The following is a 13,946-nucleotide window of genomic DNA, read 5'->3' as shown; positions in this document are numbered from 1 at the left end:
TTTCTGTTACCTTTGCCGAAAAATTATAATTATGTTTACGGTAATCGGAATTATGTTCAGCGGTATAGCTATAGGATATCTGTTGCGTAAAGTGGAGTTTTTACAAAAAATAGGTAGACCTATTTCCTATACGATTTTGCTTCTGTTGTTCCTGTTGGGAATTTCGGTGGGGGCCAATGAGGCTATAATAAATAATCTTACAACACTAGGAGGGCAGGCTTTCCTGATCGCTCTGGCAGGAACAGGTGGAAGTGTATTGGCAGCCTGGGGCGTGTATCATTTCTTTTTTAAGGAAAGGGGGAGAGAATGAAAGGGAGTCTGATCGTTGTTGCTTTCTTTGCACTCGGGTGTATCCTGGGATGTAGCGGTTATCTGCCGGAGGTAATTGTAAAAAATGATATCACTATATATGTGCTTTATTTATTGATGTTTCAAGTTGGGTTAAGCATTGGTAGCGATAAGAAACTGAAAGAGATATTATGTAGTATCCGTCCGAAGTTATTGCTGGTGCCTTTGGCTACTATTATCGGGACGCTGACGGCTTCCGCTTTGATCAGTCTGGTGATCACCAAATGGAGTGTGTTCGACTGCCTGGCTGTCGGTAGCGGATTTGCTTATTATTCGTTGTCGTCTATCTTGATAACGGAGTTGAAAGAAGCTTCACTGGGTGTACAAATGGCTACGGAATTAGGGACAATTGCGTTGATGGCTAATATTATCCGTGAGATTATGGCTTTACTCGGTGCACCTTTGTTTGTCAAGTATTTCGGAAGACTGGCCCCTATCTGTGCCGGAGGAGCGACGACGATGGATACAACATTACCGATTATTACCCGTTATTCCGGAAAGGATCTGGTATTCGTTTCTATCTTCCACGGTATTCTGGTTGATTTTACGGTACCGTTCTTTGTCTCTTTTTTCTGTTCAATGTGAATAGGATAATCAATAAAAGATAATATAATAATCTGTATGAGAAACTTATTGATCGCTATATTACTGTTCGTTTCGTTCTGTGCTGCCGGACAGCCGGGACGAAGACTGGATAAGCTGGGAGATAACGAAATGATCCCAGCCGGGCAGGCTGCATTTTACGGTGATTTCATCCAACGCCTGAAAAAGTTTAAAAGTGGCGGTTATCCCCAGGATATCCGGATAATCAATATTGAGACGAACGAAGTATTTATTTTTAGGGTAAAGTCTACCTTTAAGACCTCCAAAGAAAATCCGTTCTGTTACCTGATCGAGCCGGGAACGTATGCGATCCTGAATTATTGGTGGACGGAAAGCAAATGGTATGGCGGTAAATCCTATATGGAGCCTATCTATAAAGGGGAAGACTCTATTCTGGAAACAGAACGGAAGATAAAGAACAAGGAACAACGCCCGGACGAACTGGTCCTGTTTAAATTTACCGTTGCCCCGAATACGCTGAATTATGTCGGTACCTGGCATTTCGAGCAATCTCCCGTTTATTTTACCGATGATAAGGAACAGGCCGATGATCGAATGAAAGATAAATATAAGAAGCTGGACTTTTCATCTTCCCGCATAGCGATACCCGATTAAAACAGTTGTTTATCGTGAATAGAGTTTGTGTTGTTTGAGCCAAATAGAAAGATGTGATGACCTGAAAAGTTATTTCCATCCGATATTAAATCATTATCTTTGCGGAAAGTATCCACTAAAAGGTAACTCCGTCATGATAAAGTATATCAAAGTTCCGACAGCCCTTGTCTCGGGTGATTGTACGCAAAGTTCACTCCGGTTGGAAGGGGGAACTGTTATTGAGTCCTGCATTCATAGCATGGGATCTTCCGGTACGATGTTCCTTGAGGAACATATGTTGATGATGGTACTTGACGGGACGATAACCCTCCATTACGGCAAACAAACCTATGTCGTGGGGAAGCATGAGATGATCTTGTTGCGGAAGGCGACGGTAGTCAGCTATGAGAAAGAGGGAAACCCGGATAATGCTGACATATTCGACAGTCAGATGTTTTGTCTGAAAGACGAATTGCTGAAAGAGTTCCTTACGATGCAGCATGTCAATATTCCCCGCATGACAGAAGAGATCAGGAACACGGTCAATCCTATGAGCGACTGCCTGATTGCCTTTGCCCATTCCCTGAAACCCTATTTCAATGACCCGGCCTCCGTCAATCCCGGACTGTTGAAACTAAAGATTATGGAGATGTTGTATGATGTCTCGGAATGCAGCAAGAACATATTCCGCCAGATATTGCAACTGCGTCAGCCTGTGCGGACGGATATCCGTCAGGTGGTGGAGCAACATTATGCCTCGCCGATCACCCTCCCCGAACTGGCTTATCTTTCCGGTCGCAGCCTGTCGAGTTTCAAACGTGACTTCCAAAGTACTTATAATATGCCGCCTGGCCAATGGATACGTGAACACCGTTTGAGCCGGGCGAAAGAGATGCTGCAAAATACGGCGATGTCTGTTTCCGAAGTCTGCTATTCGTTAGGCTTTGAAAATCCTACGCATTTCTCCCGTATCTTCAAAGATCACTACGGGATGCCCCCTTCCGAATTATTGAATAAGAAAAGCATATTGAACTAAACAGTCATATTCTTTGAGCCGGATGGAAACTTCGGAAGACTTGTCTATCGTTAACTTTGTATGCAACTAATAGTAAAAGCAGCGATTATGAGCAAGAAAATCATTATTCTGAACGGCAGTCCCCGTATGAAAGGAAATACGGCAGGACTTATCGACGCATTTGTGCAGGGAGCAGAACAGGCAGGGCATACAGTGAAAACCTTTAACCTGCAAAAGATGAATATCCATCCTTGTCTGGGATGTCTGGGAGGAGGTAAAAATCCGGACAGCCCTTGTACCCAGAGAGACGACATGGACCAGATCTATCCTGTTTATGAAGAAGCGGATATCGTGGTACTGGCATCACCGATGTATTACTGGAGCATTACCGCCCAGTTGAAAGCTGCATTCGACCGTCTGTTTGCCGTAGCCGAAAAAGACGGCGATTACAGGAACCAGAAGAAAGAATGTATCATGCTGATGGCAGCCGAAGGAGATACCAAAGATAATTTTGAGCCGGTAGAGCATTATTATCATGCTTTATTGAAACACCTGGAATGGAAAAATGCCGGTGAGGTATATGCCGGAGGCGTTATGAAGATCGGAGATATCAAAGGACATCCGGCTTTGGAAGAAGCACGCCGGTTAGGTTTGTCTATCCGGTAATCCGACTATTTAACTGATATAAAAAAAGCGGATCAAATCAGAGCCATAAAACAGGCTACTGACTTGATCCGCTTTTTTTATATATCAGGTACTTATTTCTTTACCGTCTGCAACATCACTTTCACTGCTTCTTCCAGTTGATGGTCTTCACCCTTCAACTGCGACTCCGGTGTGTTGTAGATTTCGATATCCGGTTCCAGTTCATGGTTTTCCAGGTAATTACCTTGCATATCCTGGACACCTACCTGCGGAATACCGAATACGATAGACGGGTCGATCTGCGACTCCCACCAAACGGCAGTCATAGTTCCCGGTACCGGAGCACCGATCAGCTTACCGATCCCCAACGTTTTGTAAACCCAGGGGAAGCCATGCGCATTCGAATAGTTATCTTCGCAAACCAGTACACACGACGGTTTCAACCATTTGTTGAACGGATCGCTACCGATATACTGTCCGCGTGGCATGAAACGCTGGTATTCTTTACCGCTCAACAATGTAGCCAGGTCGTCATGCAACCAGCCGCCACCGTTATGACGGGTATCGACAATCACCGCTTCCTTGTTGCGGCAACGTCCCAGCAATTCAGAGTAAACTTCACGGAAACTTTCGCTGTTCATACCTTTGACATGTACGTAGCCGATTTTTCCGCCAGAGAGTTCGTCCACTTTCTTACGGCAGTTCTCTACCCAGCGTTTGTACAGCAGGTTGGATTGTTCGCCGTAAGAGATTGGTTTAACCTGTTCTTCAAAACGTTCTTTCGTTGCCGGATTGTAAACCGACAATAAGACTTTCTTTCCGGCTTTACCGCTTAACAACGGATAATAATCTTCCCCATTCTTGATCGGTTTCTCATTGATCTTCTCGATGATGCAACCCGGTTTGATCTTGGTGTCGGCCAGTGTCAACGGACCTTTTGCAATGATCTCGGCAATCTTCAAACCGTCGCCGTTGTAGCTATTGTCGTAGAATGCACCCAGGCAGGCTGTTGCCGGAGCAGAGGAAGACGGACGGAAACGGGCACCCGTATGCGAACCGTTCAATTCTCCCAATAGTTCGGATAACATTTCCTGGAAGTCATAATTATTGTTGATATGCGGCAGATAACGGGCGTATGCTTTCTTGTATCCATCCCAGTCGATGCCATGAAGCGTCGGATCGTAGAACTTGTCTTCTACCTGACGCCATACATGGTTGAATATATATTCGCGTTCCTGCGGCGGACGATAAGAGAATTCAGCCTTGAACGGGATATTCTTGGTTTTGCTGTCTTTGATCTCTACCTTTTTCAGCTGGCCACCCGATACGAGGAAGAGGTTTTCCCCTTTCTTATCGGTAAACATTCTGCCTCCGCCGACTTCTTTGATCAATAACTTGGTCGTATTCTCCTTGAAGTTACGCTCCCACAGGTCATAACCTTTTTCAAAAGAAGCACAATAATACAGTTTATCGCCTTTCGGTGTCAATACGGCATCACCCAGGTTTGATGAATTGATTGTCAGGCGGATGATACGGTCTTTGCGGTTTTCCAGGTCGAACTTCAACGGTTCTACCGGTTTATCCTTGTCGTCTTTCTTGTCTTTATCATCTTTCTTTTTGTCATCTTTTTTCGCTTTGGACTCTTTTTTATCATCCTTTTTGTCCTCGTCCTTCTCTTTGTCTTCGTCGATCAGTGCGAGTTCTTCTTTGCTCAGGCGGAATTTATCGTATGCTTCGGCATCAAAGAACATGATATAAGTATCATCCTGTGCCCCCCAACTGCCATGACTGCGGTAACCTGCCCGGTCGGACGACCAGATCATTGCTTTTCCATCGAGTACCCATTTGGGGTTTCCGTCCGAATAACCGCTTTCCGTCAGATTGGTAATATCTCCGCTACCGTCTGCTTTTACCAGCGCGATGTCTTTGTTATTCCATCCGCCGATTGCGATATATTCTACCAGGAACCATTTACTGTCGGGTGACCATTGATAAGTCTGGTCTCCGTCGCTGTATGAATAATTGTATTTGCCATCCAATACCGTGCGCACCTGTTTGCTTTTCAGATTGATTACACGTAATGTCGTACGGTCTTCCAGGAAAGCCACCTCTTTACCGTCAGGAGAATAAGCCGGTTGGAAAGAAGTCTTGTCCGTTACTACGAGCGGTTCTTCTTTTATCTCCTGTGCATAAGTGAAATATTTATCGTCTTTACGAGCCAGGCTGCTCTGATAGATACCCCATGTTTCCCCTCGTTCAGCCGAGTAAACCAGCGAACGACCGTCGGGACTGAAATCGATATTGCGTTCCTGCTGCGGTGTATCAGTGATCTGGCGGGTTGTTTCATATTCAACGGAAGTGACATATACATCACCTCTTACGATAAAGGCAACTTCTTTTCCATTCGGAGAAACAGCAATGCTGGTTGCTCCGTTCGACATCAAGCGATGGATCAAATCGTTCTCTGTCTGATCGGAGATGATATTTACTTTTACTTTTGACGGTTGTCCGCCTTCCTTAATTGTATATATTTCACCGTCATATCCGTAGCAGAGCATTCCGTTGTTATCGGAAGTAAGGAAACGGACAGGATGTGTCGTATGATTGGTTATCTGCTTACCGTTTTTACCGGTCAGGTCGTTTTTGAAGATATTAAAACTACCTTTTTCTTCGCTTAGATAGTAAAATGCCTTTCCGTCAGTTGTCCATACCGGGTTACGGTCTTCACCGCGGAAAGTGGTGATCTTCTTGAAAGAACGGTCGTTGCCTAACGAACATAACCAGATATCACGCGTAATGGAAGACTGGTGATGTTTACGCCAGGGATCTTCATATCCTTTGAAATCATTATACAATAGCTGGCTTCCGTCTTTGCTGAGCGCTATATTTTCCATCGCCAATGACGAATATAACGTCGGTCGTCCTCCGGTAGTATTGACCTGGTAGACCTGCGCAAACAGTGATGATGGGAACTGACTGTCCTTTACATCTTGTTGTATAGAGGCTGTATAAAGAACATGGTCGTTATCGCTGAATGTTTGCGGATATTCGCTGGCCGAATGAGTCGTCAGCTGGGTTGGTGCACCTCCTTCTTTATTCATAATGAAGACGTCGAAGTTGCCGTTACGGTCGGAAGCGAAAGCGATCCGTTTTCCGTCGGGTGACCAGACGGGGCGTGTGTCGTGGGCCTGGTGGGTTGTTAACTGGGTGGCTTTACCACCTGTAGCCGGTACGGTATAGATATCGCCTTTATAGGTGAATGCTATTGTTCCTCCGTCCGGGGAAATTGCCGGGTAACGCATCCATAACGGATCATTGTCGGCAAAAACGGACCCTGTCAACAAAAGGGCCGATGTTAAGATCAGTAATTTTTTCATGCGTTTATTAATTTCCGTAAAAGTACAAGATTATTTTTATACGAAACTAAAAAAAGTCAAAACAAAGCGAGAGAAGTGTCTGTTTTATTAAAAGAAGTATAGTCAATAAGGCGAGATAGTTAACAATTTATTCCTATACAAATACTATTTAAAAACAAATTTTGATCACTAATGAAAAAGTATTTAGCAGAAATGATCGGGACAATGGTACTTGTCCTGATGGGTTGTGGTAGCGCAGTATTTGCAGGCACCACTCAGCCCTTTGCAGCGGTTGGAACGCTGGGTGTAGCTTTTGCCTTCGGGCTGTCAGTTCTTACAATGGTATACACGATCGGTAAAATTTCGGGATGTCATATCAATCCTGCCATCACACTGGGAATGTTGCTTTCTAAAAAGATTTCCGGAAAAGATGCGGGTATGTATATGATCTTCCAGGTGATCGGTGCGATCATCGGATCATCTATCCTTTATATACTGGCAAAAGACTCCGGTTCTACTACCACGCTCACCGGGGCCAACGGCTATCATGATCTCGTTCCGGCTTTTGTTGCCGAAACGGTATTTACATTTATCTTCCTGCTCGTTGTTTTAGGTTCCACATCCAAAGGGGCCAATACCAAGTTTGCCGGTATCGCTATCGGTTTGGCTCTGGTGTTGATCCATATTGTTTGTATCCCTGTTACCGGAACATCGGTGAACCCGGCACGTAGTATCGGTCCGGCTTTGTTCCAGGGTGGTGAAGCTCTCTCACAATTATGGTTGTTCATCGTTGCACCTTTCCTGGGAGCCGCAATAGCTGCTTTGGTATGGAAAGGTATAGATACGGAAGAAGCATAATCCTTTGTTTCTAAATTATATAATTAAATCCTGGGAGTATAACTTCCGGGATTTTTTTTATATTTGAGCAGTTTAATTCGCTGTTTACTTAATTCTGATCTGGATTATGGAAAAAAAAGGTGTCGATCGAAGAAACTTCCTGAAGCTCTCCACGGTAGCGGGAGCCGGTTTATTATTTGCTCCGGACGCTTTGGCGTCGACTCCGGGAGCCGGAAAAGAAACTAAAATCCCTATGCGTCCTTTAGGTAAAACGGGAGTGGAGTTACCCATCCTCAGCATGGGAGTGGACCGGCCTGACAGCAATAATGTACTTCGTGCTGCCTTTAATTCCGGTATCATTCATTTCGATACGGCCCACCGGTACCAGAACGGACGGAATGAAGAGATGATCGGTAATTTCTTCGAAGGTAAACCGCGTAGTTCCTGCTTTATCGCAACTAAAGTCATGTTCGATTATCCGTTGCGGGACGATTTTGAACAAGACCTACTCGATAAACTGGCTGTCAGCCTGAAGCGTCTTAAAATGGATCATGTCGATCTCTTCTATACCCATTCCGTCAGTACAGCAGAAAAGATACAGGACAAACGTATCCTCGCTGTTTTACAAAAGATCAAGGCCGAAGGTAAAACGCGCTTTATCGGTTTCTCTTCCCACGACCAGAAACCGGAACTGATCGATGTCGCCATCGAAACCGGTATTTATGATGTTGCCCTGATCAGTTATAATTTCAAAATGAAGAATATAAAAGAGACGGACGAAGCAATCGAGCGGGGGGTAAAGGCAGGAATGGGCTTTATTGCTATGAAGACGATGGCAGGAGGCACCGAAGATGCCGACGGAAAGAAAAAGATAAACGGCCGCGCCTGTCTGAAATGGATCTGGCAAAATAAGAATATAACGACAGTTATCCCGGGTCTGACCAATTATGACCATCTGGATGAATGTCTGGCTGCCGCCCATGATATGGCGTTGACGCAGGAGGAACAGGATTACCTGTTGGCTTTATGCGACCAGGAGTCTTTGTACTGCCAGCAATGCGGTAAATGCCGTGAACAGTGTCCCGAACAATTGCCTATACCCGATATTATGCGTGCTTATATGTATGCCTACGGTTATAAGCATGCCCAACAATCGAAAGAAACCTTACTCGGCCTTGGGTTGAAGCAGGATATATGTACCGATTGCGATGTTTGCCAGGTGAATTGCCCTTCCGGCTTTGACGTCTCTAAGAAAATTGCATCTATTATCCCGGTTGTACAGGTACCGAATGAATTCCTGACTTAGCATGCAATTTGTCATTCTCTTTTTTTACCTTTGCCCGTAGACTAAACTAATATTAACATGAACAAGAAACTTATTCTTTCCTTGCTCGCTTTAGCCGGTGTTCCTGCCTTGATGATGGCAGCGGACGATGCACGTCTGTTGCGCTTCCCGGCTACCAATGGTAGCGAAATCGTTTTTTCGTATGCCGGCGATTTGTATAAGGTACCTGCAAAGGGTGGAGAAGCCCAGCGACTGACCTCACATGTCGGTTATGAAATGTTTCCTCGTTTTTCGCCGGATGGTAAAACGATTGCGTTTACCGGTCAATATGATGGAAATACGGAAGTGTTTACTATTCCTTCTACCGGAGGCGAACCTTTGCGCGTGACCTACACCGCAACCAACAAACGTGACGACCTGGGCGACCGTATGGGCCCGAACAACATCGTAATGACCTGGACGCCCGATGGCAGCCGTATTGTCTACCGTAATCGTATCAGCGACGGTTTTTCCGGTAAACTCTATACTGTGGACAAGGAAGGTGGCCTGTCTGATGTGATCGCACTGCCCGAGGGTGGTTTTTGTAGCTACTCACCGGATGGGAAACGGTTGGCATACAATCGCGTGATGCGTGAGTTTCGTACCTGGAAATACTATAAAGGTGGTATGGCAGACGATATCTGGATTTATGATCCTGAAAAGAAATCTGTTGAAAATATTACGGATAACGTAGCACAGGATATTATCCCCATGTGGATCGGTGATGAAATATTCTATCTCTCCGATCGTGACCGGACAATGAATATCTTTGTTTATAACACAAAAACGAAGCAGACTAGCAAAGTAACTGACTTCACAGAATACGATGTGAAATTCCCCAGTGCGAACGGAAATACGATCGTATTTGAAAATGGCGGTTATATCTACAAAATGGATGCTATTTCTAAAAATCCCGAAAAGGTAAATATCGAACTGACTTCGGATAATATATACGCCCGCAGTGAGATAAAAGACGGTTCACAGTACATTACGGAAGCCAGTATTTCTCCCGACGGCGAACGTATCGTAATTACCTCCCGTGGTGAAGTTTTCAACTTACCAGTCGATAAAGGGGTAACAAAGAATATCACCCGCTCACCGGGACAGCATGATCGTGACGCTCAGTGGTCGCCCGATGGAAAGCAAATCGCTTACATTTCTGATGGAACCGGCGAGACGGAACTGTATTTGCAGGAAGCAACAGGCAGCGAACCTGTTCAACTGACAAAGAACAACGATACGTATATCCGCTCTTTCGAATGGAGTCCGGATTCGAAGACAATTGTCTATACAGACCGTAAGAATCGTATCAACTTGTTGGATGTAGCAACAAAACAGGTAATTGTAGCTGTGCAAGACCCGATGGCAGAAATAAGGGATGTAACTTTCTCTCCGGATAGTAAATGGCTGACTTATTCCCGTCCGGCTAATAATGAACATAGCATTATTTATGTTTACGATATTGCCGGTAAGAAAGAATATCCGGTAACAGATAAGTGGTACGACTCCGGATCACCAGTCTTCAGTAACGACGGCAAATACCTGATATTCTCTTCCGCCCGTGATTTCAACCCGACTTATGGTTCATTGGAATGGAACCATGTGTATAATAATATGGAAGGAGTTTATCTGGCCCTGTTATCTAAAGAAACTCCTTCTCCTTTCCTGGAAAAGGATGCGCAGGTTGCAGTCAAAGAGGATAAAGTAAAGAAAGAAGAACCGAAGAAAGAGGCAAAAAAAGAAACTGCTTCTGAAACACCTGTTGTAAAGATCGACGTGGAAGGTATTTCCGAACGTATTGTTCAGCTTCCGCTGGCAGGTTCACGTTATGGTAATTTCTATGGCGATGGAAACAAGGTATATTATTTCGGCCGGGGCGGCACGAAGGTATATGACCTGGATAAACAGAAAGAAGATGTCGTAGCCGATGGTGCATCGATGTCAGTAACGCCCGGAAGTAAAAAAGCTCTTTTCTATAAAGGCGGAGAACTTTACGTAACCGATATCCCTTCCGGAAGGGCGGATCTTAGCGAAGCAGTCAACCTGTCGAATATGAAGATCACGACCGATTATCCGAAGGAATGGGCCCAGATTTTCGATGAAGCCTGGCGTGCCTACCGGGATGGTTTCTATGTTGAGAATATGCATGGAGTAGACTGGAAGGCGATCAAAGAAAAATATGCAGTCCTATTACCGTATGTAAAGACCCGTTTGGATCTGAACTATGTGATCGGTGAAATGATCGGCGAACTGAATTGCGGCCATGCCTATGTAAACCCGGGTGAACTGGATCGTCCGGAACGTATACAGACAGGTTTACTGGGAGCTGAAATATCCCGTGACAAGAGTGGTTTCTTCCGTTTGGAAAAGATCCTGCCGGGTGCTTCCTGGAGCAAAGATCTGCGTTCTCCGCTTACGGAGCCGGGTATCGAAGCCAAAGCCGGCGAATTTATCGTAGCCATCGATGGTGTTCCGACGAATAGTGTGAAAGATATGTACAGCTTATTGGTGGGTAAAGCCGGTGTGCCAACTGAACTTTCCCTGAACAGCAAACCGCAGTTGGCCGGAGCCCGTAAGATCGTGATCAGCCCGCTTGCCGAAGAATATTCTTTGTATCATTATAACTGGGTACAGGACAATATCAAAAAGGTGGATAAGGCGACGAATGGCCGTGTCGGATATATCTATATTCCGGATATGGGTGTAGAAGGATTGAACGAATTCTCCCGCTATTTCTATCCGCAGTTGGATAAAGAAGGTCTGATTATCGATGACCGTGCCAACGGTGGTGGTAATGTTTCCCCGATGATCCTCGAACGCTTGTCACGTGAACCGTACCGTCTGACAATGCGTCGCGGCTCCAACCATATCGGAACTGTTCCCGATGCAGTACAGGTGGGCCCGAAAGTTTGCCTTATCAACAAATATTCTGCTTCGGACGGTGACTTGTTCCCGTGGGGCTTCCGTGCCCTGGGCTTAGGAAAACTGATCGGAACCCGTACCTGGGGTGGTATCGTCGGTATCAGTGGTCCGCTGCCTTACATGGACGGAACCGATATTCGTGTACCGTTCTTCACCAGCTATGATCCGAAGACTGGCCAGTGGATCATCGAAAACCACGGTGTCGACCCGGATATCCTGATCGATAACGATCCGATCAAGGAGTGGAATGGCGAAGACCAGCAGCTGAACAAGGCGATCGAAGAAGTGATGAAAGATCTTCAGAACCGTAAGCCGTTGGCTCCGGTTCCGGCACCGAGGGACTTCAGCAAATAAATAAAAGTATATATGCTTTTCAGGAAAAGGTTGCATGCTATTGTCAAAAAGCGTGCAACCTTTTTTATTTTTTGTGCTATCGTTTAATAATTCTTTTACCTTTGCAAAGTAACTACATACGTTATGGATAAGGAATCACATCACATCTGTAATCTTAAAAGGGGAGATATCGCATCTTTTGAATACTTGTATAATTGTTGGAGTGGCAAGTTATACAATTTTGTAATGCGTATATCTCAAGGTGATACTTACCTGGCCGAAGAGATCGTTCAGTCCGTATTTATTAAGGTGTGGGAAGGTAGAGACCAGGTCGATGCCGACAAGTCGTTCGGTGCTTACATCTGCACTATCGCCAAAAATCAACTGGTCAACATCTATCAACACCGGATGCTCGAACAGGTTTATCAAGCTAAAATAAAAACATCTGAACCCATAGAGAATACAACAGAGAAAGAGGTCGACTATCATTTATTGGAAGAATATATCGGATCTTTGATAGAACAACTACCTCCTGCCCGTAAAGAAATATTTGTGTTGAGTCGTCGTAAGTTGCTGACAAATAAGGAAATCGCAGCAAAGCTCAATCTATCTGAAAATACCGTCGAGTCGCAGTTGACCAAAGCGATCGCTTTCCTCCGTAGCAAGATAGATCGTCATTATAATATCTCTATCCCCTTGCTCCTTTTTTTATTTATTGATTAATAAAAGTTAAAACCATAAATGTGGGTAACGGATTTTATTTCGTCGCCTGTATACCTAATAGACACGATAAAATGGAAAAGACAGATTACATACAATTATTCGATAAGTTCCTGCAGAAGCAGGCTACTCAGGAAGAAGTGCAGACACTTATCCAATGGCTGAAAAGCGAAGGTTCGTTTCAGGATTGGGCGGAAGAAGAGTGGGACAAGGCTTCTTCTACGATGGATGCCCGCTTACAACAAAAATTGTTGGGACAGATAAAGGAGAAGATCGGTCGTGAAAAGATAGAAGAGTTATCCGCGAAAGAAAATAAACAGCGTAGCCTCTATTCATGGGTTACCCGTGTAGCTGCCGTTGCCATATTATTGTTGTTGACCGGTCTGTCTGTCTATTATTATGCCATGAACCAACTGGTCATGGAAGATATGATCGTTTCGGTGGAAAAAGGGCAGAAAGCGAATGTGGTATTGCCAGACGGTTCCAAGGTATGGGTGAATTCAGATTCCAAACTATCTTATGGTAGCCGCTTCAATCAAAAGGAAAGAGTCCTTTCCCTGGAAGGAGAAGCCTACTTTGAAGTGACACCCGATAAAGATCGTCCTTTTATTGTGGAGACGAAAGAAATGGCAGTCCGTGCCCTGGGTACCAGCTTTAATGTGAAATCGTATGAAGAGGAAAGAGATGCTTCGACCGTATTACGGACAGGAAAAGTGGAAGTAACGACCGACTCAGATTGTCTTGTTTTAAATCCTAACGAGAAGATCGTTTTCAATAAACAAACAAGACACATGGAGAAAAGCGGTGTGGATAATGCAGTCGATTACATCAACTGGAAGTACAATGAATTGACTTTCAACGGTGAAACCTTCGAGAGCATAGCCCATACGTTAGAACGGTATTATAATACCCGGATTGTATTCGAATCGGAATCGCTGAAGAAATACCGGTTTACGGGTACTCCCGGCAATACAAGCCTGGAAAGTATTCTACAGATATTATCCCTCACTTCACCTTTGACATATGAGGTAAAGGATAGTGTGATTGTCTTACGCGAGAATATGAAGGAGAAGGCTTATTATGAGAAAGCATTGAAATAACAACAAATAATACTATGTTTAATATTTAATCTTTTATCGATATGAAAAATACAGAATAAACTTATTTCAAAAAGAATGGGACAATGCAAAGCATCATCCCATCCCGTAGTTCATAAACCGCACTTGGGTATCTCGCAAATAACAAGTGC

General features: G+C 44.6%; 11 protein-coding genes. 10 read left to right on the top strand and 1 reads right to left on the bottom strand.

The window, feature by feature from the left end; genetic code table 11:
* Nucleotides 1-31: 31 nt before the first annotated feature.
* The 5 genes from BQ7394_RS24265 to BQ7394_RS24245 all read left to right on the top strand — a co-directional run bounded on the left by BQ7394_RS24265 (nucleotide 32) and on the right by BQ7394_RS24245 (nucleotide 3,226).
* The gene (locus BQ7394_RS24265; RefSeq protein ID WP_075559745.1) at nucleotides 32-310 is read left to right on the top strand and encodes a LysO family transporter; all 279 of its coding nucleotides are present in this window, start codon (nucleotides 32-34) and stop codon (nucleotides 308-310) included.
* On the top strand, nucleotides 307-933 hold the full coding sequence (locus tag BQ7394_RS24260) for a LysO family transporter (RefSeq protein ID WP_075559744.1): 627 nt from the start codon (nucleotides 307-309) through the stop codon (nucleotides 931-933). Before BQ7394_RS24265 ends, BQ7394_RS24260 begins: the two co-directional genes overlap by 4 nt.
* A 36-nt stretch (nucleotides 934-969) precedes the next feature.
* The gene (locus BQ7394_RS24255) at nucleotides 970-1,566 is read left to right on the top strand and encodes a hypothetical protein (RefSeq protein WP_075559743.1); all 597 of its coding nucleotides are present in this window, start codon (nucleotides 970-972) and stop codon (nucleotides 1,564-1,566) included.
* A 133-nt stretch (nucleotides 1,567-1,699) separates the two neighbouring features.
* Nucleotides 1,700-2,581, top strand: coding sequence for an AraC family transcriptional regulator (locus BQ7394_RS24250; RefSeq protein ID WP_075559742.1), 882 nt, complete (start codon nucleotides 1,700-1,702; stop codon nucleotides 2,579-2,581).
* 87 nt (nucleotides 2,582-2,668) lie between these two features.
* Nucleotides 2,669-3,226, top strand: a complete 558-nt coding sequence (locus BQ7394_RS24245) for a flavodoxin family protein (RefSeq protein WP_075559741.1) — start codon at nucleotides 2,669-2,671, stop codon at nucleotides 3,224-3,226.
* A 92-nt stretch (nucleotides 3,227-3,318) separates the two neighbouring features.
* On the opposite strand, the gene BQ7394_RS24240 is transcribed toward BQ7394_RS24245, so the two are convergent.
* Complete coding sequence (locus BQ7394_RS24240; RefSeq protein ID WP_075559740.1) at nucleotides 3,319-6,582, bottom strand: S41 family peptidase; 3,264 nt, start codon at nucleotides 6,580-6,582, stop codon at nucleotides 3,319-3,321.
* 171 nt (nucleotides 6,583-6,753) lie between these two features.
* Between BQ7394_RS24240 and BQ7394_RS24235 the strand changes: the two genes are divergently transcribed.
* The 5 genes from BQ7394_RS24235 (at nucleotide 6,754) to BQ7394_RS24215 (ending at nucleotide 13,797) form a co-directional block, all read left to right on the top strand.
* A complete protein-coding gene (locus tag BQ7394_RS24235) occupies nucleotides 6,754-7,419 on the top strand; it encodes an MIP family channel protein (RefSeq protein ID WP_075559739.1) in 666 nt (221 codons plus the stop codon).
* Between the two features lie 106 nt (nucleotides 7,420-7,525).
* Nucleotides 7,526-8,704, top strand: coding sequence for an aldo/keto reductase (locus BQ7394_RS24230; protein ID WP_075559738.1), 1,179 nt, complete (start codon nucleotides 7,526-7,528; stop codon nucleotides 8,702-8,704).
* 57 nt (nucleotides 8,705-8,761) lie between these two features.
* Nucleotides 8,762-11,998, top strand: coding sequence for a S41 family peptidase (locus BQ7394_RS24225; protein ID WP_075559737.1), 3,237 nt, complete (start codon nucleotides 8,762-8,764; stop codon nucleotides 11,996-11,998).
* A 123-nt stretch (nucleotides 11,999-12,121) separates the two neighbouring features.
* Nucleotides 12,122-12,700 carry an RNA polymerase sigma-70 factor gene (locus tag BQ7394_RS24220; RefSeq protein WP_075559736.1) on the top strand — a complete coding sequence of 193 codons (579 nt, stop codon included), beginning with the start codon at nucleotides 12,122-12,124 and terminating at the stop codon, nucleotides 12,698-12,700.
* 71 nt (nucleotides 12,701-12,771) lie between these two features.
* Entirely contained in the window at nucleotides 12,772-13,797 is a 1,026-nt protein-coding gene (locus BQ7394_RS24215) for a FecR family protein (RefSeq protein ID WP_075559735.1), read from the top strand.
* The last annotated feature ends 149 nt before the right edge of the window (nucleotides 13,798-13,946 follow it).

The sequence above is a fragment of the Parabacteroides timonensis genome, from assembly GCF_900128505.1.
Lineage (GTDB): Bacteria > Bacteroidota > Bacteroidia > Bacteroidales > Tannerellaceae > Parabacteroides > Parabacteroides timonensis.
This window is presented reverse-complemented; position numbering and strand designations above follow the sequence as displayed.